General features: G+C 64.6%; 25 protein-coding genes and 1 pseudogene. 13 read left to right on the forward strand and 13 right to left on the reverse strand.

Annotation, left to right across the window (positions count from 1 at the left end):
* Positions 1-19 precede the first annotated feature (19 nt).
* Together GV792_RS01670 and GV792_RS01675 are read right to left on the reverse strand one after the other, a co-directional pair.
* Positions 20-340 carry a DUF1214 domain-containing protein gene (locus GV792_RS01670; protein WP_163822196.1) on the reverse strand — a complete coding sequence of 107 codons (321 nt, stop codon included), beginning with the start codon at positions 338-340 and terminating at the stop codon, positions 20-22.
* A 257-nt stretch (positions 341-597) separates the two neighbouring features.
* Entirely contained in the window at positions 598-933 is a 336-nt protein-coding gene (locus GV792_RS01675; RefSeq protein ID WP_218579806.1) for a hypothetical protein, read from the reverse strand.
* Between the two features lie 578 nt (positions 934-1511).
* Between GV792_RS01675 and GV792_RS01680 the strand changes: the two genes are divergently transcribed.
* The 9 genes and pseudogenes from GV792_RS01680 to GV792_RS01720 all read left to right on the forward strand — a co-directional run bounded on the left by GV792_RS01680 (position 1512) and on the right by GV792_RS01720 (position 9355).
* Positions 1512-2789 (forward strand): MFS transporter, encoded by a 1278-nt coding sequence (locus GV792_RS01680; RefSeq protein ID WP_163821791.1) that lies wholly within the window; start codon positions 1512-1514, stop codon positions 2787-2789.
* A 79-nt stretch (positions 2790-2868) separates the two neighbouring features.
* Complete coding sequence (locus tag GV792_RS01685) at positions 2869-3531, forward strand: DUF6875 domain-containing protein (RefSeq protein WP_309138650.1); 663 nt, start codon at positions 2869-2871, stop codon at positions 3529-3531.
* Positions 3532-3651: 120 nt separating this feature from the next.
* Positions 3652-4311, forward strand: a complete 660-nt coding sequence (locus GV792_RS01690) for an HdeD family acid-resistance protein (RefSeq protein ID WP_163821792.1) — start codon at positions 3652-3654, stop codon at positions 4309-4311.
* 48 nt (positions 4312-4359) lie between these two features.
* Positions 4360-5847: a S8 family serine peptidase gene (locus GV792_RS01695; protein ID WP_163821793.1), complete on the forward strand. Its 1488-nt coding sequence runs from the start codon at positions 4360-4362 to the stop codon at positions 5845-5847.
* 119 nt (positions 5848-5966) lie between these two features.
* The gene (locus GV792_RS01700; RefSeq protein WP_218581178.1) at positions 5967-6485 is read left to right on the forward strand and encodes a hypothetical protein; all 519 of its coding nucleotides are present in this window, start codon (positions 5967-5969) and stop codon (positions 6483-6485) included.
* A gap of 164 nt (positions 6486-6649) precedes the next feature.
* A complete protein-coding gene (locus GV792_RS01705) occupies positions 6650-7168 on the forward strand; it encodes a DUF1772 domain-containing protein (RefSeq protein WP_256673729.1) in 519 nt (172 codons plus the stop codon).
* Between the two features lie 425 nt (positions 7169-7593).
* A pseudogene (locus GV792_RS30280) lies at positions 7594-7788 on the forward strand (phytanoyl-CoA dioxygenase); the annotation flags it as partial.
* A 194-nt stretch (positions 7789-7982) separates the two neighbouring features.
* On the forward strand, positions 7983-8525 hold the full coding sequence (locus tag GV792_RS01715) for a hypothetical protein (RefSeq protein ID WP_163821795.1): 543 nt from the start codon (positions 7983-7985) through the stop codon (positions 8523-8525).
* Between the two features lie 251 nt (positions 8526-8776).
* Positions 8777-9355, forward strand: a complete 579-nt coding sequence (locus GV792_RS01720) for a dihydrofolate reductase family protein (RefSeq protein ID WP_163821796.1) — start codon at positions 8777-8779, stop codon at positions 9353-9355.
* 11 nt (positions 9356-9366) lie between these two features.
* Here the strand turns inward: GV792_RS01720 and GV792_RS01725 are convergent, their stop codons facing one another.
* Complete coding sequence (locus GV792_RS01725) at positions 9367-9960, reverse strand: TetR/AcrR family transcriptional regulator (protein WP_163821797.1); 594 nt, start codon at positions 9958-9960, stop codon at positions 9367-9369.
* 124 nt (positions 9961-10084) lie between these two features.
* On the opposite strand from GV792_RS01725, the gene GV792_RS01730 reads away from it, so the two are divergent.
* Positions 10085-11125: an NAD(P)-dependent alcohol dehydrogenase gene (locus GV792_RS01730; protein WP_163821798.1), complete on the forward strand. Its 1041-nt coding sequence runs from the start codon at positions 10085-10087 to the stop codon at positions 11123-11125.
* Between the two features lie 132 nt (positions 11126-11257).
* On the opposite strand, the gene katG is transcribed toward GV792_RS01730, so the two are convergent.
* The 7 genes from katG to GV792_RS01760 form a co-directional block, all read right to left on the reverse strand.
* Positions 11258-13420: a catalase/peroxidase HPI gene (katG, locus tag GV792_RS01735; protein WP_375154449.1), complete on the reverse strand. Its 2163-nt coding sequence runs from the start codon at positions 13418-13420 to the stop codon at positions 11258-11260.
* Positions 13421-13522: 102 nt separating this feature from the next.
* On the reverse strand, positions 13523-13942 hold the full coding sequence (locus GV792_RS01740) for a Fur family transcriptional regulator (protein ID WP_175583907.1): 420 nt from the start codon (positions 13940-13942) through the stop codon (positions 13523-13525).
* 122 nt (positions 13943-14064) lie between these two features.
* The gene (locus GV792_RS01745) at positions 14065-14973 is read right to left on the reverse strand and encodes an RNA polymerase sigma-70 factor (protein ID WP_163821801.1); all 909 of its coding nucleotides are present in this window, start codon (positions 14971-14973) and stop codon (positions 14065-14067) included.
* Positions 14974-15144: 171 nt separating this feature from the next.
* The gene (locus GV792_RS28985) at positions 15145-15321 is read right to left on the reverse strand and encodes a hypothetical protein (RefSeq protein WP_175583239.1); all 177 of its coding nucleotides are present in this window, start codon (positions 15319-15321) and stop codon (positions 15145-15147) included.
* Between the two features lie 708 nt (positions 15322-16029).
* Positions 16030-17262, reverse strand: coding sequence for a PucR family transcriptional regulator (locus GV792_RS01750; protein WP_163821802.1), 1233 nt, complete (start codon positions 17260-17262; stop codon positions 16030-16032).
* A 131-nt stretch (positions 17263-17393) separates the two neighbouring features.
* Positions 17394-18275 carry an alpha/beta fold hydrolase gene (locus GV792_RS01755; protein WP_256668593.1) on the reverse strand — a complete coding sequence of 294 codons (882 nt, stop codon included), beginning with the start codon at positions 18273-18275 and terminating at the stop codon, positions 17394-17396.
* A 22-nt stretch (positions 18276-18297) separates the two neighbouring features.
* The gene (locus GV792_RS01760) at positions 18298-19815 is read right to left on the reverse strand and encodes a flavin-containing monooxygenase (protein ID WP_163821804.1); all 1518 of its coding nucleotides are present in this window, start codon (positions 19813-19815) and stop codon (positions 18298-18300) included.
* A gap of 224 nt (positions 19816-20039) precedes the next feature.
* Here GV792_RS01760 and GV792_RS01765 point away from each other — a divergent pair, with 224 nt between their 5' ends.
* Positions 20040-20756: a transporter gene (locus tag GV792_RS01765; RefSeq protein ID WP_163821805.1), complete on the forward strand. Its 717-nt coding sequence runs from the start codon at positions 20040-20042 to the stop codon at positions 20754-20756.
* A 98-nt stretch (positions 20757-20854) separates the two neighbouring features.
* On the opposite strand, the gene GV792_RS01770 is transcribed toward GV792_RS01765, so the two are convergent.
* Positions 20855-21718, reverse strand: coding sequence for a phytanoyl-CoA dioxygenase family protein (locus GV792_RS01770; RefSeq protein ID WP_163821806.1), 864 nt, complete (start codon positions 21716-21718; stop codon positions 20855-20857).
* 545 nt (positions 21719-22263) lie between these two features.
* On the opposite strand from GV792_RS01770, the gene GV792_RS01775 reads away from it, so the two are divergent.
* Positions 22264-23571, forward strand: coding sequence for a ferredoxin reductase family protein (locus GV792_RS01775; protein WP_218581179.1), 1308 nt, complete (start codon positions 22264-22266; stop codon positions 23569-23571).
* A gap of 235 nt (positions 23572-23806) precedes the next feature.
* Here the strand turns inward: GV792_RS01775 and GV792_RS01780 are convergent, their stop codons facing one another.
* Complete coding sequence (locus GV792_RS01780) at positions 23807-25339, reverse strand: hypothetical protein (RefSeq protein ID WP_163821807.1); 1533 nt, start codon at positions 25337-25339, stop codon at positions 23807-23809.
* On the reverse strand, positions 25339-25965 hold the full coding sequence (locus GV792_RS01785) for a hypothetical protein (RefSeq protein ID WP_218579803.1): 627 nt from the start codon (positions 25963-25965) through the stop codon (positions 25339-25341). The genes GV792_RS01780 and GV792_RS01785 overlap by 1 nt, the downstream gene beginning before the upstream one ends.
* Positions 25966-26091: 126 nt before the next feature.
* On the opposite strand from GV792_RS01785, the gene GV792_RS01790 reads away from it, so the two are divergent.
* Positions 26092-26334 carry a hypothetical protein gene (locus GV792_RS01790; protein ID WP_163821809.1) on the forward strand — a complete coding sequence of 81 codons (243 nt, stop codon included), beginning with the start codon at positions 26092-26094 and terminating at the stop codon, positions 26332-26334.
* Position 26335 lies beyond the last annotated feature (1 nt).

A 26335-nucleotide genomic window follows, 5' to 3' on the forward strand; every position in this document is an offset into this window, starting at 1 on the left:
TCTGGGTGGGGGTGCGAGGTCAATCCGCCGGCAGGATTTCTGAAGGCGGCCGGCTTCGGTCGAAGAACTGTGGGGTGCGGCTGTAGAAACGCAGGATCGCGAACCAGCCGCGACCTGGCCCGGTCTGGATCCAGTTGCCCCGCGCCACACCTGCTGGCTGCTCGGGTGCGAACCAGAGGACCGTCGAGCTGTCGGCTTCAGCCACCGCGGCCGGCGTGGGATAGGCCTGTGACCCGGCCCGGGGGAACCGCTGGTCGGTGACGAGCATCGAACGGGTCTGATCGTCGTAGAGGGTCATCGACCAGAACTTCGCCGCGGGTATCCCAGAAGGAAGAACCAGCTTGTAGGTCGGGAGCCATCGAGTTCGGGGTGGTCAACCCCGCTGAAACATTCGGGCCGATCTCGCTCGCCATGGGCGCCCCTATCAAGTCGCGCGTTGCCTCGTCTCGATCTACTCTGGTCGCCGTCAGAAGCGACCGCATCACCCGCAGGGGGTGGTCTCGCCCGGCTCACTGAGCCTTTGACCACGATGGCGCTGCACGGGCGCGGTGAAAGACTTCTACCGCTGGTCACCCGGAGTGCGCATCGCAACGATCGTCACCACACCGCCTTTCGACACGTCACCGCGCCGGTGAACGGGGCGCCGGGGACCAGGTCGAGTCGGGTGACCGGGCCTTGTTCGGGCGGTGACAGGTCGAGGATCCAGTCGCCGAAGCGTCGGATGGTGTGGGTGAAGTCCGGGGAGATCGTGGCAAGATCGTCGGGGCGTGCGGGTTCGCGAACGGGTCCACCCCGGCCACGGCGATATCGGCCCGAGCGCAACTCGGCGGCCAGATGGGAGAACACGCACACCTCCAGATGGCGGCGCACCAGGATCCCCGGACGGTCCGCGGCGCGGAGGATCGGCTCCCTGCTGGGCCCGGCGTAAGGCACGGCCCGCTCGATCGCTGGCTATGACCACGGCCCGTTGACGGCGAGCGGCGGCCCGGTCAGGGACAAACGTGGCTCGCCGCAACCGATCTGGAGCCGATACCGGTTGCCGAACGTCCTCGTGACCTGACGAAGACTGACATCGCACAGTGGTTCCCTACTCGTGGATACGAGGTGAACGCCATGTGTCGGTTCGGGGTCGAGCGTCTCGATCATCCTGTCGACCACCAGCTTCCGTGTTGATGAGCGAAACCGTCTCCTATCAGATCGAGCCGCCCGCCCGCTCGAAGAATATTCCCTAGGATGAGAATTCTGTTCCGATTGACAGGCGTACCACCTGTCGATACTGTCTGCTTTGTTACAGCACGTAACGTAATGTCAGACGAGGAGTAGTTCGACACCGATCGGGAATTCATCACCCACTGAGCATCCACCTTCCCGGTATCGCGGTTCATCCGCGCTCGATGCTGCGTGAACGTCGACAATGGTTTGTCCGTTCTCATTCTTCTTTCTTACTTCGTTGATAAACAGCTATTCTCATCAGCTTTCTCTGATCGAGTTGAGATAGATCGCGAGCTCATATGGCGCCCCCAGGCCAGGTTGGTTTCGAGAAGAGAAATGCCGAGGAACCGATAGCCGTCACGGTCGTCAATGACACGGCGGGCTCGAGATCGATTCCCGCCGAAGTATGGTTCGCCTCGATTGCCGCATTCCTCAACCGGACGACAGGGTTCCTGGCACTATTTTCGGCAGTCTTCTATAAGTCGATGGAACTGAGTGCTTCGGCGATATCGTTGGCACTGCTGGCGGTGGGAGTTTCCGGTGTCCTCGGCTCGCTGGCAGGTGGCTGGTCGGCGCTGCGGTTCGGGCCGTTGAACGTGATGATCGCCGGTTCCGTCCTCAACGCGCCGCTGCTGTTCTCGCTCGCGTTCGTGCCGACGGAACCCATGATCACCATCGTCATCGCCTCGCTGAGCGTGGCGGTGACACAGTCATTCATCGGACCCGCCGCGACCGTTGTGACGGAGTCGACTTATGCGGGCAGCACGCTGACGGCATTCGCCTTCTACCGCATCTTCTTCAACGTCGGAACGATGGTCGTTCCGGCCGTCACCGGTATCGTCGGCACGCACAACTTCGCGCCGATCTTCGTCCTGTCGTCGATGGGATCGCTGGCGACGGCGATCATGCTGTCGCGTCAACGGTCGCGAATCGCGGCAGCGATGGGGTATGCCGGGCGGCGGCGTAGCCGTGAGTCGACCTCGGCGTCGGAGCCGGACCGGTCATACGATCCCTACCGTCGGGTACGACTGTGGGCCATCGTCATCGTCTTCGGCATCGCGATGCTCATTCATGCCACCAGCCTGAGCAGTATTCCGCTGTCGGTTCAGAGACTGGATCAAGGTGACCGGCTCTATACCATTTTGTTCCTGATCAACCCGGCCGTCATCATCTTTCTGGAACTGCCACTGAGTTTCCTGGTGGCCAAAATCAGATGGAATCATGCCTTCGGGCTCGGGGTCTTCATCAACGGCGCCGGACTCGCCCTGTGTGGCATCGGGACCGACTGGGCCGTCTGCATCATCGGATTCGTAATCTTCTCCATCGGTGAAGCTATTTTCGTCCCCCTGGTGAACGCATCCGTGGCGAACATTTCATCCGGTTCCGAGAACACGCGTTTCCAAGGTTATCTGTCCGGTGCGCAGTCGATCGGATTCGCGACCGGACCTGGCATCGGGGCCTTCGGCGTTCTGCACAGTCCGTCGATTTTCTGGATCGCCATCGTGCTTTTTTCGCTGTTCGCCGGAGTGGCGGCGACAGTATCGGGAATCAAGATGCGGAGTAACCATGTCGAATAACTCGGTCGCGAGCTACATTTCCCCGACGGCCACGATGAATGCGCGGTCGTGTATCGGAAAGCGATCCGGGGTGGACTGGGTGAGCCTGTACGACGACGTCGACGAGTGCGCCAGCCGTTTTCCCGAGGCGCCAGGTCTGATCTCGTGGATCGAGGACTATCTGATCCGCCCGCACCAGAGTCTCGGCCGCACCGGCGCGGTGTGCCCCTTCGTGAAGCAGGCCGTTAAGGGACACACCATCTGGACCGCGTTCGTCTCCGGCGACACCGATCCGACCGTGGAGGCCATGCAGGACATGGTCGATGACGCCATGGACATCTACATCGATCTCATCGACACCGACAACAACACACCGCTGCACACCGTGGTGACGATTTTTCCGGATCTGACCGACTGCCGCCTGATCGAAGCGGTGCAGTCTGCCCGCAAGTCGCAGTTCGTCCAGCGGGGACTCATGCTCGGTGAGTTCTATCCGGGATGCCAACAAACCGGGTTGTGGAACAAGGACTTCTTCCCGCTGGACTCGCCCATGCCGATGCTGGTGGTTCGGAAGATGATGAAATCGGATTTCCCGTTCCTGGCCAGCAGTCCGGAATGGCTTTACGCCTATCTGTCGCAGTACGCCCCGGACCTTCCGGCCCGGTTGCGCCGCGCCATCGCCGAGCGGCTCCACGTGCACGGCGACCTGACCGAGGCGATCGCTGAACTCCGCATCCACGAAATCAACCAGCGACTGGACTAGACACGGCCAGGCTGGTGTCGGATCTGAGTCGCATGATTCCGTGCAGCGGCGATAGCTCCCTGACCGGGCGATTGTGGCAATTATTCGGCAAACGATGTGTGCCGGCCATATCATGTCGCTATGCCCACCTACGAGGATTCGGGTCCGGTGTCGGTGTTGGGTCGCGGTGTGCGGCAGACGGTCCTGGTGATCGGTATCTGCTCGGTGCTGCTCGGGGTCGCGGTGATGATGTGGCCCGATAAGTCGGTGAAGACCGTCGGGACTCTGGTGGGTGTGTATCTGCTGTTGGGAGCGGTGCTGCAGTTGACGATCGCGTTCGGGTCGCGGTTGGGGCGTTTTCCGAGGTTCCTGATGTGCGTCGGGGGTGTGGTGTCGGCCGTCTCGGGTGTGTTGGCGTTCCGCAGCGGGGACTGGGTGCTGCTGGTGGCGATGTGGCTGGGCGTGGCCTGGGCGGTGCGCGGTGTCGTGCATGCGATCGCCGCGGTCTGGGACGAGGACGACACCCCCGGGCGCGTCGTGCAGGAGATCATCGGACTGTGCACGCTGACCGTCGGCATAGTCGTGGCGATCGTTCCGTTCGATTCGGTCGACATCCTGGCCGCCACCGCCGGTAGCTGCATGATCGCTCTCGGTATCACCGAGATCCTCACCGCCCGTAAGGCACCGGCCGACGAACCGCCCCATATGGAACCGGTGCCTGCGCCACCGCCGCCACCTCGGTCCGCCTCCGATACCACCATCGTCATGCCACCCGGCAGCGGACACGCCATCGGGCACTGAATTGCCGAACTGCTGGCGGGCCGGCCGCGCAGCGGGTTGACTTGCCGCATGGGATCACCAGATCAGCGTCGTAATTCGCTCGGGCCGTCCGGCTTCCGGCCGCCGCCACGCACTCCGGCCGAACTGGTCGTCGTCACCCATGGCGCCGCCACAGCCATCGACACTGCCGCGCTGCGCGAGACCACCTCGACCGAGACGCGGCTGGGGGAGCTGCTACCGAATGCGGCGTTGACCCGGGTCTTCGGGCCCGCGCGGCGCCTGGAGCATCGGTTGGTGGGCACCGCGCAGGAACCCGGCGGCGGCGAGCTGCTGAACTATTTCACCGTCCGCGGCGTCGAGGGCGATCTGGATGCCGAGGCCGACCGGTTGCGTGCCGATGATGCTGTCGCGGCCGCGTATGTGAAACCGCCGGCCGAACCGCCCCTCGCGCCGCCGATCAGCAGCACCGTCGCTGATGTGGCTGCTCGCACCCTCACCGAACCGCCAGCGGTGACACCGGATTTCGGGCCACGGCAGGGCTATCTGGGAGCCGCACCGGAGGGGGTGAACGCGCAGTGGGCGTGGACGCGTCCCGGTGGGCGCGGCGCAGGTGTCCGTGTCATCGATGTCGAGGGCGCGTGGCGGTTCACCCATGAGGATCTGCTCGACAATCAGGGCGGGGTCATCGGTGGCAGTCCATCACCGGATCTGGGGTGGCGCAATCACGGCACCGCTGTCGCGGGGCAGATCAGTGGCGACGTCAACGGATTCGGTGTCACCGGCATCGCGCCGGAGGCGGGGATTCGGGCGGTGTCGGTGTTCGGCGGTGGTGGGTCAGCGGCGGCGATCCGTTCTGCGGCCGACGCATTGGGTGCCGGTGACATTCTGCTGATCGAGCTGCATCGTCCGGGGCCGCGCCACAACTATGCCGGGCGGCCTGATCAGCGCGGCTACATCGCGATCGAATGGTGGCCCGATGACTGGGCTGCCATACGCTACGCCGTGGGCCGCGGGGTTGTCGTGGTGGAGGCCGCGGGCAATGGTGGTGAGGATCTGGACGCGGCGCTCTATGACAGCAAGCCTGCCCAGTTCCCGTCGTCGTGGCGCAATCCGTTTCGTGGTGGCGCCGCCGATTCCGGCGCGATCGTCGTCGGGGCGGGCGCACCACCGCCGGGCACCCATGGCCGCGATCACGGTCCGGCGCGCTCGCGGTTGGACTTCTCCAACTACGGCACCCGCCTCGACGCGCAGGGCTGGGGCCGTGAGGTCACCACCACCGGCTATGGCGACCTGCAGGGCGGCGCCGACGAGGACCTCTGGTACTCCGATACCTTCAGCGGCACCTCCAGCGCCTCACCCATCGTGGTCGGTGCGCTCGCCTGCTATCAGGGCCTGCTCGCCGCCGGCCCCGGCCGTCATACCCCAGCGCAGCTGCGTGATCGGCTGCGCGCCACCGGTTCCGCGCAGGCCGAGGCGCCGGGGCGGCCGGCGAGTCAGCGCATCGGCTCGCTGCCCGATGTGCGCGCGTTGATCGGAGATTCCGCGGCGGATTCGTGACCGTCGTCGGCGCGTGACGTGACCGAGATCAACTATACGGTGGCGTATGGATGGGGTTACATTCTTTCTGTACGCCACCGGATAGATCGGCAGCGCCGACCGGCCGAGGAGGCCACATCATGGACAACCAGCCACGCACCGACCACATCGAGGCCCCCGAACAGTCCGGCGACGGCCCAATCGCGTTCCAGGAACACGAGATTCCCACCGACATCCGCGCCCTCTTCGCGATCGCCGACCCCGATTACACCGACCTGTTCATCCTGCCCACCGACGCGACGTCGGCGGGCACGCCACATCAGTGGGCTCGCGCAGCGCTCGACGACGTCGCCGGGCGTGCCGGACAGTTCATCTGGCGTGTGCTGCTCGGGCTGCGATTGTCGTCGAGACGATCACCGACCCACATTGCCGGGTGGCCGATCGTCGGCAGCGGCGAGAACTGGCTGGTTCTGCAAGCGCGCTCCTGGATGCTCACCGGAAACCTGGTGATCTATGTCGATGCCACGCAGTGCGCACTCGCCACCGTCATCCGCTACGACCGGCGAATCGCCGAACCGATCTGGAATACCCTCTCCGCCAAGCATCGCAGCCTGGCCCCCGCACTTCTTCGCGACGCGTGGGCAGTCGTGCACCACTGAGCGCGAGACCCACCCATCCGCTGCGATCGGCGAACAAGCAGATTCCGCCGCCGGCCGCCGCGCAGTCACGCCATTCAGGGGCCACCCTGACCCGTTTTGGGGGACGATGCCGGATGTGTGGGCGCACTGGCGGTCGTAACGTCGGCCGTATGAGGTCAACCACGATGCCACTTGCAGCCATCGGCACCTATGCGACGGTTGCCAGTCTCGTTTTCGCGGTCACTGCCGCCGAGACGATCTTCTTGTATCCGAACATGTTTCGAGACATACCGGAGTCGCTGGCGCTGTCCGAAGAGTTCATGACCGTGGTGGATATCGGAGCTGTGATGCGCCCGATGGGCGGGGTGATGACACTGTGCGCGATGATCGCGATCGTGGTCGCGCTGTGGGCGCGGCAGGCGCGGGGGTGGATCACCGCATCGCTGGTATTCCTGGTCGGTAGTCAGTTCCTGTCGATCCTCTACCAGTGGCCGCGGGCGAGCATCTTCGGCGAACGAGACGAGCACACCCTGCAGGAGGTCGAGAAGGCGGCGACGGAATTCCTCGTAGGACACGGATTCCGGATCGCCGCATCGCTCGCGACAGCGGTATTGGCGATAGCTGCGGTGTTCTCGATCTACCGTGCCCGCGTGCTGGCGGAGGCGCGAGCGAGTTCCTCGGGCGAGCATGCCCTCGTGAGTTGATCTTCAACCACCGGGTTTGCGCAGATTGCGGTGGCGCGGGCGTTCTGGTCCGCGATCACCGGTCGAACTTGCCAAGCCGCAGCTGTGTGATCGTCTGCGCGCCACCGGTTCTGCACAGGCCGACGGAGCCCGACCACCCGGGCACCTGGTCGGGGCCGGTGGTCGGGCTCGGCGACTTCGACCAGCAACTATTCATCGACGCCGCGAACACACCGGCCCTGCACGCCGCCTTCGACACCCTCGTCGGACCACAACGGTGGCGGCCACGAAACGATCTCGGCGGCTTCGTGATCCGATTCCCCGCCGACTACACCGCCGTCCTGGACGGCTGGCACGTCGATGTCAGCTATCCCGGTGCCGAATCCGCCCCAACCGACTACCTCACCTGGCGTGCCAACATCGCCTCCCGCGACCGTGCCCTGTTGATGCTGTTCCTGTTCACCGATTCCGGTGAGCAGGATGCGCCGACCCGCCTGCGTATCGGTTCACACCACGACGTCGCACAAGTCCTCGCACCCGCAGGCGAGGAAGGTCTCGACGCCCGCACCCTCGCCGCCCGCGCCGATGCCGCCTCCGTCCATCGCGAGGTCACCTATGCCACCGGCGCCGCAGGTGACGTCTACCTGTGTCACCCGTTCCTCGTCCACGCCGGTCAACCCAACCGTGGCTCGGCGCCCCGCATCCTCAGCCATCCCAAACTCGCTCCTGCCGAACCACTGCGCCTCGGTGGACCCGAAGGGCATGTTCACCGGTCGAACTCGCCATCCGGCGAGCGTTACGCCGCTGACCAGGACTGTTCGGATATTCTGCGACGATGGCGACCAGTGCAACCGTGCGGATCTCCCGTTTGCGCGCGCTCATCGAGCACCCCAACACCGGCGACGGTGAACGCGCCACCGCCCAGCGCATGCTCGACCGGATCCTGGCCAAGGCCGGGCACGAGCCCGTGGGTGATCGCACCTACGGCAATCGGCACCACCGTGTCGGCCGGCACGCCGATATCGACCGTATCGCCGATATGATCCGCGACGACATCGTCCTCGCCCGCGCCACCTTCGCCCCAGGCGCCACCCGCCCGGGTGAACCCGCCCTGCGCGACCCGCTCGGTGATGCACCATCCCAGATCACCTACACCGTCGACACGCCCCATCACAGCTGCATCGACGTCACCATCGACAACATCCCGCCGGACTGGGGGTGGGTGCACGAGGACGGCATCGACATCATCAGCCCCGCTCTCCAAGAACTCGCCGACGAGCTGGCCGAGATCATGAACGGCTACAACCGCGATGGCAGTGATATCGACAAACGCTTCTTCGGTCGCGTACGGATCCCGCATTTGACCCTGGTCTGGTAGGCCGGACCGCCCACCGGCGGAGCGAAGTCACGCGATCAGCAGACCGGCGCGCATCACCCCTTGTCGAACACTGGTGTACGAGTTAGGCTCGTTACTCGTACGTTGTAGTACGGGTTTCCGGAGGAGGCGGAGATGACGCACACGACGAAACCCACCGCGCCGGAATCGGAATCCGTTGCGGGCGTGGTGAAGGGATTCGTACGCCACTAGGCGATGGCTGACTGATTCGACGAGCACCCGAGGAGGGCAACATGACCGTGACCTACACCTTCGACGTCTTCTCCAGTCTCGATGGCTTCGGTGCCGCGGGCGGTGATTGGACCGGCTACTGGGGCAAGCAGGGCCCGGAGTTGCTCGAGCATCGAGCCGGGCTGTTCGATGATGCGCAGCGGATGGTGCTCGGCGCGAACACGTATCGGTTGTTCGCACAGATGCTGGCGGCGAGCACCGAGGACTCAGAGGTGCGCGACCCGTGGGTGACCCGGATGGTGAACATGCCGGCGACAGTGGTGTCATCGACATTGACCGGGCCACTCGACTGGCCGGATGCGACCATCGCCAGCGGTGACGCGGTCGATGTGGTGGCCCGGCTGAAACAGGAGTCGACGGTGCCGTTGCGGTCGCACGGCAGCTTGTCGATGAACCGGGCATTGATGGCGGCCGGGCTGGTCGACCGCGTGCAGGTGACCCTGTTCCCAGTGATCACCGGCGCAACCGGACTGGCGCCCATCTTCGAAGGCGCAGCCGATTTCGACCTCGACCTGATCGATACCCGTACCCTCGACCACAACATCCAAGAACTCACCTACCGACCCACCCTCCACCCCTGACCCGCGAGGGCCTACGGGTCGTTCGGCGGCGCAACGGCGAGAATCGACTGCACGGTGGCAGTGACGACGCGGTTGGCCTCCGAATCCTTCAGCCTGCCTGCCCGCAGGTCCTCGGCGGCACCGTGTAGGACGTGGTGGACGACGTCAACCAGCCAGGTGATCGGGAGGTCGGTGCGGAACACTCCTTGGCCCTGGCCACGGCCGATCAGATCCTGGATCCGAGCCGCCGCCGCCCCGTGCAGTTCGCGCACGCGCCCGGCCGGTAACACACCCTGGGCCGCGGTGGCCAAGGACGCGGACTCGGCGACCAGCGTCCAACTGGAGTCCAGCAGCCGGGCCAACGCCGCGCGCGCGTCTCCGCTGAGGTCGACGGCAGCCAGCGCCTGCTCACCGACCCGGAACGCCTCGACCAGCGCTGCCTCGACCAGTTCCGGGCGGGTACGGAAGTGTCCGTACAACGTCATCCGTCCTACCCCGGCAGCCTTGGCGATCTCGTCGGTCGTCGCGTCCGGGTTGCTGCCGAGGGCGGCACGCGCGGCGGCGACGATCCTGGCGATGTTGCGTTCGGCGTCGGCGCGCCGACGCGGGCTGGAAACAGTCGACATACCACCACCCTATCTCGTACAGGAGTGTATGGGTTAGCTCGGGAGATGGCGCGGCGATTCACCACACCCCGGCGGATCGGGCATGGCATCGTGGACGCCACCAGCATCGAGCGGGAGGCATGCGATGAAGGCTCTGCAATACGCGACGGTCGGGGCAGAACCCGAGGTCCGCGAAGTCACCACGCCGCAGCCGGGACCAGGCCAGATATTGCTGAAGGTCACCGCTGCCGGGGTGTGTCACTCCGACGACTTCGTCATGTCACTGCCTGCCGAGGCCATCGGATTCGAACTGCCGCTCACCCTCGGGCACGAGGGCGCCGGCACCGTCGCGGCAGTCGGGGCCGGTGTCACCGGGCTCGACATCGGCGACGCCGTCGTCGTCTACGGACCGTGGGGGTGCGGCACCTGCTGGCACTGCGCACAAGGCGCCGAGAACTACTGCTCGCGGGCAGCCGAACTGGGAATCTATCCACCGGGTCTCGGTGCGCCCGGCGCCATCGCCGAATACATGATCGTCGATTCGGCACGGCATCTCGTCCCGATCGGTGACCTCGATCCGGTCGCGACGGTGCCGCTCACCGACGCGGGCCTCACCCCGTACCACGCGATCAAACGGTCACTGCCCAAACTAGTTCCCGGATCATCGGCGGTGGTGATCGGCAGTGGGGGACTCGGACACGTCGCCATCCAACTGCTGCGGCACCTCTCACCCGCGCGAGTGATCGCCTTGGACGTCAACGACGACAAACTGGCCTTCGCCAAGTCGGTCGGCGCACACGAGGCCGTGCTCTCCGACGCCTCGGCCGCCGACAACGTCCGCAAGATCACCGGACCGAGTGGGGCGAGATTGGTGCTGGACTTCGTCGGCTACCAGCCGACCGTCGACACCGCCATGGCCGTGGCCGGCGTCGGTTCCGATGTGACGATCGTCGGACTCGGTGACGGAAAATCCGCCGCCAGAGTCGGATTCGGAATCAGCCCCTACGAGGCGACGGTTACCGCACCATACTGGGGCTCACGCAGCGAACTTATCGAACTCATCGACCTCGCCCACGATGGCGTCCTCGACATCGCCGTCGAACGGTTCACCCTCGACGACGCCCCCGAAGCCTACCGGCGCCTCGCCGCGGGAACACTGCGCGGCCGCGCGGTCATCGTGCCCTGAGGTTTCGGCTATACCGGGTCGCTGATGGCGTGCCGGAACAGGCACGCCCCTCGTGTCAACCGCGCGAAGCGACACCCGCGCCGTGAGCGGGGGAGTCGGCGACCGGCCCGAGAGCCGGTCCCCGACCCGCCATCACTTCAGATCGAACCGATCCGCATTCATCACCTTGTCCCACGCGGCCACGAAATCGCCGACGAACTTCTGCTCCGCATCATCGGTGGCATACACCTCCGCCAATGCCCGCAGCTGCGAATTCGAACCGAACACCAAATCGACCCGGCTCGCAGTCCATTTCGGCGCACCCGAAACCCGGTCGGTACCCACATAGCTGCCGTCATCGGCAGGCGACGGCTCCCACTTCGTGCCCATATCCAGCAGATTCACGAAGAAATCGTTGGTCAATGACCCCGCCGCCGAACCGAACACACCCAGCTGCGACTGCTTGTGATTCGCGCCGAGCATCCGCAACCCACCGACCAGCACCGTCATCTCCGGAGCCGTCAAGCCCAGCAGATTCGCCTTGTCGATCAACAGATACTCCGCCGAGAGCTGATTGCCCTTGCCGTAATAGTTGCGGAACCCATCGGCATTCGGCTCCAACACCGAAAACGACTCCACATCCGTCTGCTCCTGCGTGGCATCGGTGCGCCCCGGCGCGAACGGCACCTGAACCTCGACACCGGCATTCTTGGCCGCCTGCTCGATTCCCGCACAACCACCGAGCACCACCAGATCGGCGAACGACACCCGCTTGTTGCCGCTCTGCCCGGAATTGAACGACTCCTGGACACTCTCGAGCACGCGCACCACCTGTGCCAGCTCATCGGGCTCATTGACCTCCCAGCCCCGCTGCGGCTCCAGCCGGATACGTCCGCCATTGGCGCCACCACGCTTATCGGTGCCACGGAACGACGACGCCGCCGCCCACGCCGTCGACACCAACTGCGCCACCGACAGACCCGACGACACAATCTGCGACTTCAACGCCGCGACATCACCGGCATCGACCAACTCATGGTCCACCTCCGGCACCGGGTCCTGCCACAACTGCGGCTCCGGAATCCACGGACCCAGATACCGCGACACCGGCCCCATATCGCGGTGCAGCAACTTGTACCAGGCCTTGGCGAACTCCTCGGTCAACTCCTCCGGATGCTCCAACCAGCGACGCGTGATCCGCTCATACACCGGATCCAGCCGCAACGACAGATCCGTCGTCAACATCACCGGCGGATGCGACTTCGACCGATCATGCGCATCCGGAACCGCATCAGCCGACGCACCATCCTTCGGAATCCACTGCCACGCACCGGCCGGGCTCTTGGTCATCTCCCACTCATGCCCGTACAAGGTCTCCAAGAACGAGTTGTCCCACTGCGTCGGCGTCGGCGTCCACGTCCCCTCCAAACCACTGGTGATCGCATCCCCACCGACACCCGAACCGAAGCTGCTCTTCCACCCCAGCCCCTGATTCTCCAACGGCGCCGCCTCCGGCTCCGGCCCCACGTTCTCCTCCGCCGGACCCGCACCATGAGTCTTACCGAAGGTATGGCCACCCGCGATCAACGCCGCGGTCTCCACATCGTTCATCGCCATCCGGGCAAACGTCTCACGAACATCGCGCGCAGCGGCAATCGGATCCGGAACACCATTGGGCCCCTCCGGATTCACATAGATCAAACCCATCTGCACCGCCGCATACGGCTTGGCGAGATTACGGTCACCGCTGTAACGCTCATCGCCGAGCCACGTGTCCTCCGGACCCCAGAACACCTGATCGGGCTCCCAGATGTCGTCCCGACCGAACGCAAAACCGAACGTCCGGAAACCCATCGACTCCAACGCACAGTTACCGGCGAACACCAACAGATCAGCCCACGACAACGCGCGGCCGTGCTTCTGTTTGATCGGCCACAACAACCGGCGCGCTTTGTCCAAACTCGCGTTATCGGGCCAGCTGTTCAACGGCGCGAAACGCTGCGACCCCTCGCCACCGCCGCCGCGCCCATCGGCGATCCGATACGTGCCCGCCGCATGCCAGCTCATCCGGATGAACAGCGGACCATAGTGACCGTAATCGGCAGGCCACCAATCCTGAGAGGTCGTCATCACCTCGAAGACATCGCGCTTCAACGCCTCGACATCCAGCGACGCGAACTCGCGCGCATAGTCGAAATCGGCGCCGAACGGATTCGACAACTCCGAATGCTGATGCAAGACCTGCAGATCCACCTGATCCGGCCACCAGTCCCGATTAGACCGCGGCCGACTCGCCTTGGGGGTAGGCGAGGGGATTGCCGGGCTCTCGCTTTCGCTGACGCTCGCAGTGTGTTGCTCAGTGGTAGACGACTTGTCTGACACAACGATCCTTTCGGGAAGGGGTGAATCGGGCTGCGATCACCGGTGTGAGGGCAGGGGAGGAGGCGAAGGTGAACAATCAGGGCACACACCCCAATAGATGACCTCGGCCTCATCGAGCACGAAACCGTTGTCATCGGATGCGGTCAGACACGGCGCCTCGCCGACAGCGCACTCCACATCGGCGATCGCACCGCACGACCGGCACACGAGGTGATGATGGTTGTCACCCACCCGCGTCTCGTAACGCGCCACCAACCCCATCGGCTGGATACGACGCAACAGACCCGCAGCCGTCAACGCACGCAACACGTCATAGACGGCCTGATGCGACACCGAACCGAGCATCTCGCGCACCAGGCCGAGGATCGAATCGGTATCAGCATGCGGATGGCGATGCACCACGCTCAGTACAGCCACCCGCGCAGCCGTCACCCGCAGCGACGCCCCGCGAAGCATCCGCTCGAAGTCCGAGGTGGTGGACACATTCCGAAGTATGACCCATTCAAGTCTCGACCGGGAGGGGTTCGCGAAACCCGATGCCCCTGCCCGCCGCGCCGCCCCGGAACCACCCTGCATGCTCAGCGACTCACCGCGATCTCCTGCTCCATCCGCGACAACTTCTCCGGATTGCGCACCGAATACAAACCCGTGATCAGCCCATCGTCGATCCGCAATGCCATCACACTGTCGAGCTCCCCATCCAGCCGCAAAATCAACGCCGGACACCCATTGACCTGCGCGATCTCGAACGACGCCGCAGCACCCACCCGATCCCAGGTCACGGCGAACAACCTGGCCACCGGCGTTGCCCCCACCACCGGCCGCGGCAACGCCTGCTTGACCCCGCCACCATCACCGAGCAACACAACATCCGGCGCCAACATATCGAGCAACCCCTGCAGATCACCCGTCTCCACCGCACGCTGAAACGCCTCCAGCACACTGCGCGTCTCCGCAGGCGACACCACCCCGCGCGGACGGCGCGCAGCCACATGCTCACGGGCACGATGCGCGATCTGACGAACCGCCGCAGGACTCTTGTCCACCGCATCAGCGATCTCGTCATAGGCCAGCGCGAACACCTCACGCAACACGAACACCGCCCGCTCGGTCGGCGTCAACGTCTCCAACACCAGCAGCATCGCCATCGACACACTGTCGGCCAACTCCACATCCTCGGCCACATCCGGCGCGGTCAGCAACGGCTCCGGCAACCACGGACCCACATAGGACTCCCGGCGACGACCCAACGTACGCAACCGCGACAACGCCTGCCTGGTGGTGATCCGCACCAAGAACGCCCGCTGATCCCGCACCGTGCCCAGGTCGACACCCGCCCACCGCAGCCACGTCTCCTGCAGCACGTCTTCGGCGTCGGCAGCCGAACCGAGCATTTCGTAGGCGACGGTGAACAGCAGGTTGCGGTGGGCCAGGAAGGTCTCGGTCGCCGCGTCGGGGCGGTCGCTACCCGGCGGTGTACTGGTCATGAGCGGCTCCTGCTTCTCATTCTCGACTGTGTCACCCCACAAGACGCTCGGGCCCGTCGATATGTGACACAGAGACCGCGACGCGGGGGAGCGCTCCATGAATCCGGGACATGAAGAGACCCGGCCATCAGTGAGGCCAGGTCTCGGGTTGACGCCCGTGAAGGGGCGGACTCAGATGCAGAAGCTCACCGACACCGAGCCGAGCGGAATGTTGAGGCAGATAACCACCGGGCCGAGTGCGGGGGTCGTCTCGGGCGACGGCGCGGCTGATGCGGTGGGTGCGGCGATGGTACAAACGGACAGCGAGATCACAATTGCGGCGACCGCCGCGGCAGCCTTGGCAAGCATTTCAAGGGTCCTTTCTGAGATGACAACGACAACAACCGGGGCTTGCTACGATCGTGCGCCGCCGCGACGGCGGAGACAAGGCCTGCCGGCACATTGCGCGGGTACCCGGTTGGCTCGGCGTTTCAGCGCGGCGACCGTCACGAGGGCGAAGAGTCGTCCGGGGAGGGTGGGTCTGATTCATCTGATGCAATACCCAGCCTTGTACTTAACATAATGTTGATTATCGGTAGTTATACGGTGGCGCCGGAAGGGGCTGGGATCCGACGCGGCGAATGCGCCACATTTGCCGCCCCCGAGGTATCGGGGCGGCCCGATGTCTGAGCCCTTCTGAGCCTTGTGGACGCAACATTCGGTGCAGGGACGCACGGACTGCGCCAACGGTAGCCGCGCCAAAACGCCCTCATCGTTATGTCAGGTCGGCCCGGTGTCAGCTTCGGATTCGGGTCGTGTCACAGCCCCGCGGATGTCACACGACTTATCTGCGCCTCGATGCAGGGTTGCACACGCTGCCACCGCGGGCGAACGCACAGCCGTAGCCTCGATCCTCTGATACCTGCTTACGCCACCCGCGCCCACTCCCCTCTCGCCCGGGCACCCTCCCGCAATACGTCACAGTGACGTATTGCGGGAGGGTGCCCGGGCGACGATGTGACGGCATTTTCGGAACGTGAACCCGACCCGTCCAACTAATACTTCGGCGCCGTACCACTAACGCGTGTCTGCTGCGAGATCGGGCGCAATATCCAGCACCAACAGCGCCGCGGCGACGTGCGTGGGGTTGTCTTCCACCTTGACCACGGAGAGTTCGTTTGCGCGCGAGACTCGGCGCTCGACGGTATTCCGGTGGGCGTAGAGGTTGGCCGCCGCCCGAGTGGTGTTGAATCCGCACTGTACGTAGGTCAGCAGCGCCTGGCGTAATGCTTCGTCGGCTTCGGCCAACGGACCGAGGGTCTTGGTGACGAACCGTTGCGCGCCGGCCCGGTCCTTGGTGAGGGTGTCGATGAGCTCGACGTCCGCGTACGCCGTAAAGCGCCGGGCGGATCCGAGTCGGATAATCATTGCCTGGGCCGCGAGGGCGTCTTGGTGCGTGGACCTGAAGCCCTCGAGGCCGCGTCCAGGCCTGCCGACAGCTGCTCGAACGTCCTCGGGCTTCGATACGACTTTCTCGACGTGATGCAGGTCCGGGGCCGCTGCCCCGGATAGCCAGATCCAACGCGACGTCGCGCTTGCCCGAGCGACGAGGGCGCTCCCCTCGCTCGACGCAGCGCGCACGGCCGCGACGACCTCGTCCAGGGCGCCGGCCTGCTGCGGATTGTCGGTCCACAAAACGAGTCCTACGTGCGAGCGCGACATCCGGTACCGCAGGCGCCCCTCCGCGAGGTCCTCGGTCACCCGCGCTCCACTGGCGATCATTTGGATCAGTGCGATCGCGTCGGCGTCCGCGTTGCCCATCGCGGCCGCCAGGCTCGCCTCGCGCAAGGCTGTGACCGAGTCGAGGGCGTATTGCACCAACGACGTTCCCGACACGTCGAGGACAGCGACGAGGAGAGCAGGGTCTGTACAGTGCGCCACGCATTCTTCGAGCCAGCGGCGCCAGCCGATACCGAGTGCCGCCCGCCAGCCGCCGGCGAAGTCGGGCGCGATACCGCGAGAGACGAGATCGCTGATGTACGCGGCTATCCCCGGGCCGATATAGGGCTCCACCCTTTGCCCCGGATGCTGGATGTTCGAGGTGAGCCACTGGACGAGATCGGAGCGGTTGAGCAGCCGGTCCCCCTCCACCAGCGATGCATCCGGAAGCAGATCGGGACCGTATTGCACCACGAGGGCTGCCCCCGCGATCGCTTCGGCCAAGGCGTCGGTGTCCTGTAGCAGACGCTGGCACACTGACCGGATCGCCTCAGCGACCTCGCGGTCGGGCAGGGGCCACAGTTGCTCCATATCGACAGTCTTCCCTGAACCTGCGGGAACGGAGTGCCTTATGCCGAGGCTCGTTGCTCGGCGGTGGACAGGTGGCCGATGTGTTCGGCGGCTCGCAGACCGGTCGCGATGGTGGCTTTCATGCAGCGGCCCTACGATATTTCGACATGGTTTCCGCCTCCGCTCACGCGGGCCGCGTGTTGCGAAATGTAGCGGGTGATGGGGTCGACCAGGGCTGCTGGAATGTGATGGCCCATGCCGGGAATGACCACGTGCTGGGCCGAGCGGATTGCGGCGACCGTTGCGGTGCCGCCACTCGGGTTGACCATCAGGTCACGATCGCCGTTGATGACCAGCGTTGGGGCGACGATCCTGCGCACTTGGGCAGTGCGGTCTCCGGAGGACTGGATTGCCTGAATTTGGCGAGCCACGCCGGAGGCCTGGTCTCCCCGGCTGCGATCCCAACCGCGCGCCGCGATGGTGGCTTCCTCGGCGTCATCGATGGGGTATGCCGTGCCCGCGATGTGCTTGGTCAATTGCAGGTGGTTGCGCACGGCTGCTGTTCTGTTCTTGGGTGGCGAAGCGACGAGCAGCCCCATCGTCGACAGCGCCGGCTGGCCGACGTTGCTCGCCCCAGTGGTCGAATAGATGGACGTCAGGGACAGCACTCGCTGAGGTTCTGTCGCAGCGATCGTCTGAGCGATCATTCCACCCATCGATCGTCCGACCAGGTGAATCTGCGCGATCCGTAGATGGTCGAGCAAGCCGACACAGTCGCTCGCCATGTCCGACAGCGAGTAGGCGTCGCTGCGGGGGCGACCGATCACTTGACGCCACAGCGCGGGCGCCGGAGTAGCCGCGAACGTGGATTGACCAACGTCGCGGTTATCCATCACGATGACCCGAAATCCTTGGGCGACTAAAGATTCGATGAACGAGTCGGTCCAGAAGGTGAGGTCCTCGCCTAGCCCGGCGATGAGCAGGATCGCGGGATCGGCTTTGTCACCGGAGTCGCGGAAGCAGATCGTCGTCATGGACGAGAGGGTGGCGTACTGGTCAGACATGTGCCCGCTGCCTTTCGTTTCGGTGGATGCCGAACTGGAGGTTCTCGTCGGCGACCGGACCGCGCAGTGCCTTGGCGTCCTCTTGGTATGACATCGCCATCCGCCACGGCGCCGTCGGCCCCTGTTTGGGCAGCATTTTCGCGCCGCGCTTGGCGTAGCCGGACTCGAGGTCCATCACTGGCCTGCGGTCCATTCCCGGAAGCGGGATCGGGACCGCCCGGTCGTATCCGTGAGCATCCATGTGCTTGACCAGGTCGATGAAGTAACGGCACATCAGGCTGATCTTCAGAGTCCACGACGATGTCGTGTACCCGATGGCCATCGCCCAGTTCGGGATTCCGCTCAGCAGCATCCCGCGATAGGCGAAGGATTCTGCGATGTCGACCTTCTGCCCGTCGACCACGATCGGCATTCCGTCGAAGAGCCTCATGTTCAACCCGGTCGCGGTCACGATGATGTCGGCTTCGAGTTCCTCGCCCGACTCGAGCACAATTCCGCGCTTGCTGAATCTCGCGATCGAGTCGGTGACGACGGAAGCGTTGCCGGAGCAGATCGCGTCGAAGAAGTCGCCATCAGGGGCCGCGCACAGCCGTTGGTCCCACGGGTTGTAGGGCGGGTTGAAGTGCTTGTCGACGTCGAATCCGTTGGGAAGCCGTTTGACGTTCTCGCGCCGGATCAACCACCGGCCTGTCTTCGGGAACGTCCGAAGACCCTTGACGATCGCCCGTTCGGTCCAGATGTTCTTGAACCTTGTCGCCGCATATCCGCGTGTGGCGCCGAGAATGTTCGTGAGCGCGACAGCGACTCTGTCGACGCGAGGAATCGGCATGATGTAGGTCGGAGTGCGTTGGAGCATGGTGACGTGTTGGGCCGCACCAGCGCCGGTCGACATCGCCGGTACCATCGTGACCGCGGTCGCGCCGCTGCCGATGATGACGACCTTCTTGCCGCTGTAGTCGAGGTTCTCGGGCCAGTGCTGCGGATGAACCAGCAGACCTTCGAAATCGTCGCGGCCCGGAAACTCCGGGGAGAACCCGTGGTCGTACCGGTAGTAGCCGGTGGCCGCGAAAACCCACCCGGTGCGGATCGTCTTCGTGAGGGTCGAGCCGGTGACGGGGTCTGTCGCTTCGACAGTGAGGGTCCACTTCGAGTCCGCTGAGGACCATTCCGATCGCACGACTCGGTGACGGAACTGGATCAGACGCGCCAGGTTGTTCTCGTCGATCGTCTCCTGCAGGTACTCCCGGATCAGGTGCGCGTCCGCGATCGCCGACTCGTGGCGCCACGGCTTGAACTCGTATCCGAAGGTGTGCAGGTCGGAGTCGGAGCGGATTCCGGGGTAGCGGAAGAGATCCCACGTGCCGCCGATGTTGTCGCGGCCCTCCAGAACGATGAGGGACTTGTTCGGAAGCTTGCGGCTGAAATACGTTGCCGCACCGATTCCCGAGATTCCCGCTCCGATGATGACGACGTCGAACTCCGCGACCCCGCTCAGTACCTCAGCTGTCATGGCTGCCAACTCCTCGTTCTTCCCGTCTTGATGGGTCCACTGTCGCCAATCCGAGACCTGGGTCACAACGACAGCGCGCACCTCCTTTCGGCCGATCGGGTGCAGCGTGCACCCGGGGGTGCATGTTGCACCGCCGGCGACTCGAACAGGTGCGCAGTGTCGTTGTGACCGCAGTCACTGGGTGGCGACAGTTGGGCCACCTGAATACGAAAGGGGCCAAGGCAATGAAGGACCTGCTTTTCCTTGTGGCCGATGTCTGGTTATTGGTCGTCGGCTTCTGCTTCGGATGGAAGTTCATCCGCAAGTACGGCAACTACATGCTCGGCCTGGAATGGATCGTCGTCGGGGTATCAGCCAGCAACTTCCTCGTGGGGTCGCTTCTCGGCGCCGATGAGGGCGGCGTCCCCTACTCCATTGCTTACTTCCTCGACGCGTTCTCACGATCATTCGGTTTCACGCTCGTCCTCGTGTTGGGCCTGATGGCTGTGACCCATCGGTATAAGCCGCCCCTTGCCGTCGAGATCGGCGCGTTCGGGCTCGCCATCGTGGGCGGCCTGTACCTGGGGCGGTTCCATGACGAGACGCTGCATCTCGGCCCGGCCACGTTCTATCTCGTGGTCAACCTGCTCACGACGCTGTTCTTGGCCTACTTCGCCAAGCGGCTCTGGGGTATCGGTGCCAGACGGCTTGCCATCTGGACGGCGTTGGTCACCGCTGCGGCGACCACCATCGCCATCACTTACGACTTCTTCCCCTTCCCCTTCGACGACGAAATGCGCACGGTGTTCTACACCGCGGCGCTGGCGACGTGGGGAGCGCAGGGCTTGGTCTACTACTTCGCGTACCGGGCGCTGCACGCCAACAACGCGGCTGCCGACGCACATCGGAGGGTCGGACTCATCATCGGCAGGCGGGTGCCGGATTCGGGAATGCGGAAGTAACGACCTTTGGCAATGCGTGTGGGCCAGAACGTCACATCGTTCTGGCCCACACGATTTTCAGTTGGTAGTCGCCGAATCCGAACGGAATGTCTGTAACGTCAGAGGGCGAGGTAGTCGGCGAGTTCGCTGTAGTCGACCTGCCACAGTCCAGGCGAGCCGGTCGGGTACTGCGAGCGGAATCCGATGAGACGCTGAACGCGGGGTGGGAGTGATCGTGCGAGTTCGCGGTCGACCAGGAACGGGTACGCCTCCTCGCCGACAAGGAAACCCGGGTTGAGTGCGAAGCTGACCGCACGGCGGTACTCGTCGGAAGTGCGGTTCGCGCCGCCGCCGTGGGCGGTCTTGCCGCTGAAGAACAGTGCATCGCCTGCGCTCATCTCGGCGGCGACGGTCTGTTCGGGGGTGCCGCGGTCCTCGAAGTCTTCCCACTTGTGGCTGCCAGGGATCACCCGGGTAGCGCCGTTCTCCTCGGTGAAGTCGGTCAGGGCGATAAGGAAGTTGACGGTCACTTCGGGCCCAGCCGGGCCCATGCCGACGAACGGAAACCAGTTCTCCAGATCGCGGTGCAGCATCTGGGCGGCGTTGCCCGGCCCGATCTCGATCACCTGAGCGGTCGTCATCCAGTAGGTTCCCGATTCCTCGAGAAACACCGCGTCGGCGAGCGCATGGACGAGGTCGTGATCAATCACATCGCGACGGAACGTCTCGCTCCGGCTGACGAGGTTGGTGAGCCTCTTGGTGTTGCGCCCGTGGAATTCGGCAACGATCTCGTTGTCGTGCTTGGATCCGGCGCTCAGCTCTTGCAGGGCCGGCTCGACCTCGGTGTTGAAGCGTGCGACCTGATCCGGCGTGAGCAGTCCCTTGACGATCACGCCGCCATCCTCGCGGACGATCGACAGAATCTCGTCGATGGGAGCAGTACTGGCGATCGCGCGCAGCTTCGTGGTGGCAGTTACAGACATGGCGGCGATACTTCCTATCAATGGTTGGTGTGATCTGGGTCTCCACAATGGGCGAACCTCGGCGTGCGCGACTACACCATCCGGTCGCAGATTTCGGTGGTTGGTGTGCAGACTGCACTCCCCGGAGGGCCAATGGGAGGCGGTTCTGTGGAATCCGGCAGACGCCATCGTTGACCTCCCCCATCGCGCATCAAAGCACTCGCCATCACACGGGCGTCGGGACGGTGGTCCTGAGCAGCCTGGCCACCGTCGCGCGGTTTTGCCAATGTGTTGTGGGTGCAGGTATAGGGTCCCCGGCGCGTTAGCTGCGACATTCGAGGATGCACATGAGACCCTGACTGGATGGCTCGTCACCGATGTGACGTTCGAGTCCACCGGATTGCGGTGTGTCGCCACAGTCGGCGAGGAGACCGAATGACCACGATCGAATCAGAAGCCGCCGAGATGTCCGTCGCGTGGAATCGGCTCGCACGCACAGCCGGATACTCGAGCCGTCCGAGGTTGTCACGGCTCACACTTCTCGCGGGAGGTTCCTGGTGTCTGTGGTGGTTCGAGGTCTCGGATGGTTCGCGCTGTACGTAGCGGTTGCCGTGGTGCCACTCGTTTTCGCCGTGATCGGACCCGTCGAAGGCGGCCGTGGGTTCTGGGTGGAGTTCTCGGTGGCACTCGGGTTCGTCGGAATGGCCATGCTCGGCACCCAATTCGCGCTCGTCGCCCGCTTCCGTGCCATGGCGGCACCGTTCGGTGAAGACGCGCTCGTGCAGTTCCACCGCCAGGTCTCCTATGTGGCGCTCACGTTCATCCTGGCCCATCCGGTCCTTCTGCAAATCGGCGGGATCGACATCGTCGCTCTGCTCAATCTGGCCGAGGCGCCGTGGCGTGCCCGCTGCGCGATCGCATCGACCGTGCTGCTGTTGACCGTGGTCGCGACCTCGGTGTGGCGGCGGCGGTTGCGGATCCGCTACGAGGTGTGGCAGTTGCTCCACGGTGCACTGTCGGTGGCGGTGGTGGCGCTGGCGTTGGCGCATATGCTGCTGGTCGGCTACTACGTCGATACCGTGTGGAAGGTGTGGCTGTGGACGGTGATGACCTCAGCTCTGGTCGGCCTGCTGGTGTGGGTACGGGTCGTCGCGCCGCTGCGGCGACTGCGGCGGCCGTGGAATGTCGAACGGGTCACCGCCGAACGCGGTAACGCTCACACGCTGACGTTGACCCCCGCTGGGCACGATGGTTTCCGTTTCGAACCGGGACAGTTCGGCTGGCTGACCGTCGATCGGTCCCCCTTCGCGGTCACTGCTCACCCGTTCTCCTTCTCCTCGAGCGCCGAGGATCACGACCGCATCGAGATCACCATCAAAGCGCTCGGCGATTTCACCTCCACAATCGGCGACATCACCCCGGGCGCCCGCGCCTTCCTGGACGGCCCACATGGGGTGTTCACCCCCGACCGTCATGAAGGGCCCGGATTCGTGCTCATCGCCGGCGGAGTCGGCATCACTCCGATGGTTTCGATCCTGCGGACCATGGCCGATCGTGGTGACCGGCGCCCATTTCTGCTGTTCTACGCGGTCCGCACCATCGCCGAGCAGACCTTCGACACCGAAATCTCGGCCTTGGCGAAGCGTCTGGACGTGACGACGGTGCTCGTACCGCAGGACCCGCCGGTGGGCTGGGACGGCGAAGCTGGGTTCGTCGACGAGGCATCGCTGCAGCGACACCTTCCGTCCCGGTACCGGCGCTGGCAGTACTTTCTCTGTGGCCCCGCACCGATGGTCACCGCTGTCGAGGACGCTCTGGCCGGCCTGGGGATCCCGGCGGAGCGCGTCCATACCGAACGCTTCACTTTCGTCTGAACCCTGGAGATCCCATCGTGCGACACACGTACACCACTCGCGCCGTCTGGATGATCACGCTCGTTCTGCTTGCCTGTTGCGCCTGGTTCGCTCTGGCGCTGGCCTGACCCGTTTCGGGCCGCGATTCTTCCGGAGGTTGTTGCCGCTCTGATTCGACCGCCCCCGCGCTTGCGTGGGAATCAATTCCGCTGAATCCGGCTCGCACCACCGACAACCACTCCCCTCCCAGTCCGTATCATGCGCGACCCATGGTCACATCCAATTGGGCGATATGGAATCCCATGGAGGTCACCTCGACGGAGGTGTCGGTGAAGCGATGTGCGCCCAGCGTGTTTCGGATGAAGTCGCGGACGGCGGCGGATTGCCCATCCGGGTCGGCGAGTATGTCGGCGGGTATCTCGATCGTTCCGTCGAAACGGCGCGGCTGGTCGGAGATTCCCAGCTGCTGCGGAGTCTGGCGTAATCCGTCGACGGTGTGCAGGATCAGGTCCAATTGGGTGCCGTCGCCGAAAAGTATGTGCAGTGGTGTCGGAGTGACCGCGACGTCGAAGGTGTCTATCCGCGCGCTCCAACCATACGTGGACTTGCCGGCATAGTTGTACGGCGATGGAGCTGCCAGTGTGTCCAGTGAGCGGTCGGTCGATGGATTCTCCAGCCGAGTCCCGATCAGCGGCTGATCGGTGTGGACGAACGTCCAGGACTCAGCCGTGAGTTGTTTGACCCAGTAGCCATTTCGGCCTCCGTCGCGCCCTTCGACGCGCAACTCGCGGGCCTCGGAACTGGGGCCGGTGCGGTGGATGGAGATTCGGTCGGTGATCTCACCCGGAACCTTCGGCTGGCGCACCCAGTCGGGCGCGGGCAGTTGGATGGCGGCGTAGCGGGGGTCGATGCGTTCCGACACCATGTCGGGAGCCTCGGACAGGTGGCTCTGGTCGTCGTAGGAGTAGCGGAAGAAGACCTTGTCGGCGCCGGAGATGTCGAAATCGTAGAGACGCGTGTAGAAGTCGCCGAACCGGTTGACGATCAGTGAGGTCGAGGCGCTCGTGGACAGTGCCACGGCCTGGAAGCGGCCCGCGTGCGGTGTGGCCATCTCGTAGCTGTGGTCCACGGGCAGCCAGGGGTCGATGTAGCGGATGCGGTGACCGCCGTGGGTGAGGGTGAAAACGTGGGAGACCTTCGCACCGCCGACGGGGTGATCATTGCCCGCAGTGTCGCGCCAGAGGTGATCTTCGCTGGGTGAGAGCACCGACCAGGACCAAGTTCGGGTGTCGGTGGGCAGGGTGTTGCCGGGGCCTGTCCACAAGGGCGTGCCGTAGCGGCTGCTCCAGTTCCAGTCTCGTGGCGCGCTGAGCGCGTGATCCATGGTGAAGAATCGGCCGTCGCGGTCGATCATCATCACTTCGTCGTCATCTGCGGAGAGGCCGGTGATGCGGCCCGCGAGGCATCCGGGGAGGGCGACGGTGCGCCAACCTCCCTCGGCGGCGGTTTCTTTGACGTAGACGTGCCCGTCGCGGGTGGCGAAAGTCCAGCGTCGGTTGAACGACTCGGTGGTGGTGCGGAAGTAGATCCGGTCGGGGAGGTCGATGGTGGCCGGGGTGAAGTTTTCCAGCCCGGCATCCGATTCGTCGACGGTCACTTCGGGGGTGCCGACGGTGCCGATGAGGGTGCAGCTCGGCTCGGCGGTGGTCATCGCATCGGTGGTGATGCCGGTGATGACGAGTCCGGCGGCGGCGATGAGCGCGGTTCTCCGCATGGTGTGGGCGCGCATCACAACCATCCTGCGGCGCCGAAGGCGATCAGCGCGACGGCGTTCACGCCGAAGATCGCGCCGACGGTCCATGCTTTGGCGCGCACGGTGGGCAGGTCGTGGACGAAGAAGCAGACGGCGAAGAACGGTACGTAGCCGATGAGCCAGATGAGGAAGGGGAAGCCTGGCTGCCACCATGACCATTCCCAGCTGAGTACTCCGGCTTTGTTGAGGAGCACTTCGACGCCGACGGCGGCGGCGGAGTTCGCGGCGATGAGGATAGGCCGGTTGGGTAGGCCGAAGATGCGGGTGTCGCGGGGTGGCAGCATTTTTGCTGCGGCGATGCCCATGATGGCGAACATGAAGCAGATCTCGATATTGAGGCCGATGAGAATCTGATATGCGGTGGGTCCGATGGCCGCCCAGACGGGTGCGCGTCCGGTGGCGTGGAAGACCAGGGCGTTCCAGATTTCGTTGAACCAGTCCATGCCCCACAGTGCTAGCCCGGCGAACAGGACATTCCAGTTCCGTCGTTCGACTTCGACGGAGTAGATGTAGATGACGATGAGCAGCAGTGGGATGACATACCACTTGAACTGGCTCGCGTCGCGGAGAAGTTCAACTGCTACTTGGGCGTTGTCTGTCAACGGCGGTACCTGGCCTCTCGTGTCGCCGGGGCCAGGCGAGTATGACATGTAGACACTGAATGTAACGCTGTATCGGGTACTTGTGGTCGTGGGTAAGAAGTCCGCGGCGGGCGACACTAACTGTGCATGATTGGTCATCTGCCGCCGCAGGCGTCCCGCGGAGGAGTTCGCGGGTTCTCGGCCGAAGTCCGGGCCTGGCGTCGTCGCTGGCTCGTGGAGTCCGGTTTCCCTGCGCGTTTGGCAGACGCTGTGGTCGCCGATCCCGGGTTCGATCTGCATGCGTTGTTGCAGCTGGTGGATAGGGGCTGCCCGCCGGAGTTGGCGGTCCGCATTCTTGCGCCGATGCCGTCGCGGGAGGGGCTACTGTGAG

Origin of the sequence: Nocardia cyriacigeorgica, from assembly GCF_010868145.1 — a bacterium.
GTDB classification, from domain to species: domain Bacteria; phylum Actinomycetota; class Actinomycetes; order Mycobacteriales; family Mycobacteriaceae; genus Nocardia; species Nocardia cyriacigeorgica_D.

Coding starts and splice junctions, on each gene's coding strand:
- GV792_RS01680 (WP_163821791.1), top strand. CDS start 1,512: ATGGCGCCCCCAGGCCAGGTTGGTTTCGAGAAGAGAAATGCCGAGGAA.
- GV792_RS01690 (WP_163821792.1), top strand. CDS start 3,652: ATGCCCACCTACGAGGATTCGGGTCCGGTGTCGGTGTTGGGTCGCGGT.
- GV792_RS01695 (WP_163821793.1), top strand. CDS start 4,360: ATGGGATCACCAGATCAGCGTCGTAATTCGCTCGGGCCGTCCGGCTTC.
- GV792_RS01700 (WP_218581178.1), top strand. CDS start 5,967: ATGGACAACCAGCCACGCACCGACCACATCGAGGCCCCCGAACAGTCC.
- GV792_RS01705 (WP_256673729.1), top strand. CDS start 6,650: ATGCCACTTGCAGCCATCGGCACCTATGCGACGGTTGCCAGTCTCGTT.
- GV792_RS01715 (WP_163821795.1), top strand. CDS start 7,983: ATGGCGACCAGTGCAACCGTGCGGATCTCCCGTTTGCGCGCGCTCATC.
- GV792_RS01720 (WP_163821796.1), top strand. CDS start 8,777: ATGACCGTGACCTACACCTTCGACGTCTTCTCCAGTCTCGATGGCTTC.
- GV792_RS01725 (WP_163821797.1), bottom strand. CDS start 9,960: ATGTCGACTGTTTCCAGCCCGCGTCGGCGCGCCGACGCCGAACGCAAC.
- GV792_RS01730 (WP_163821798.1), top strand. CDS start 10,085: ATGAAGGCTCTGCAATACGCGACGGTCGGGGCAGAACCCGAGGTCCGC.
- GV792_RS01740 (WP_175583907.1), bottom strand. CDS start 13,942: ATGCTTCGCGGGGCGTCGCTGCGGGTGACGGCTGCGCGGGTGGCTGTA.
- GV792_RS01745 (WP_163821801.1), bottom strand. CDS start 14,973: ATGACCAGTACACCGCCGGGTAGCGACCGCCCCGACGCGGCGACCGAG.
- GV792_RS28985 (WP_175583239.1), bottom strand. CDS start 15,321: ATGCTTGCCAAGGCTGCCGCGGCGGTCGCCGCAATTGTGATCTCGCTG.
- GV792_RS01750 (WP_163821802.1), bottom strand. CDS start 17,262: ATGGAGCAACTGTGGCCCCTGCCCGACCGCGAGGTCGCTGAGGCGATC.
- GV792_RS01755 (WP_256668593.1), bottom strand. CDS start 18,275: ATGACGACGATCTGCTTCCGCGACTCCGGTGACAAAGCCGATCCCGCG.
- GV792_RS01760 (WP_163821804.1), bottom strand. CDS start 19,815: ATGACAGCTGAGGTACTGAGCGGGGTCGCGGAGTTCGACGTCGTCATC.
- GV792_RS01765 (WP_163821805.1), top strand. CDS start 20,040: ATGAAGGACCTGCTTTTCCTTGTGGCCGATGTCTGGTTATTGGTCGTC.
- GV792_RS01770 (WP_163821806.1), bottom strand. CDS start 21,718: ATGTCTGTAACTGCCACCACGAAGCTGCGCGCGATCGCCAGTACTGCT.
- GV792_RS01780 (WP_163821807.1), bottom strand. CDS start 25,339: ATGCGCGCCCACACCATGCGGAGAACCGCGCTCATCGCCGCCGCCGGA.
- GV792_RS01790 (WP_163821809.1), top strand. CDS start 26,092: ATGATTGGTCATCTGCCGCCGCAGGCGTCCCGCGGAGGAGTTCGCGGG.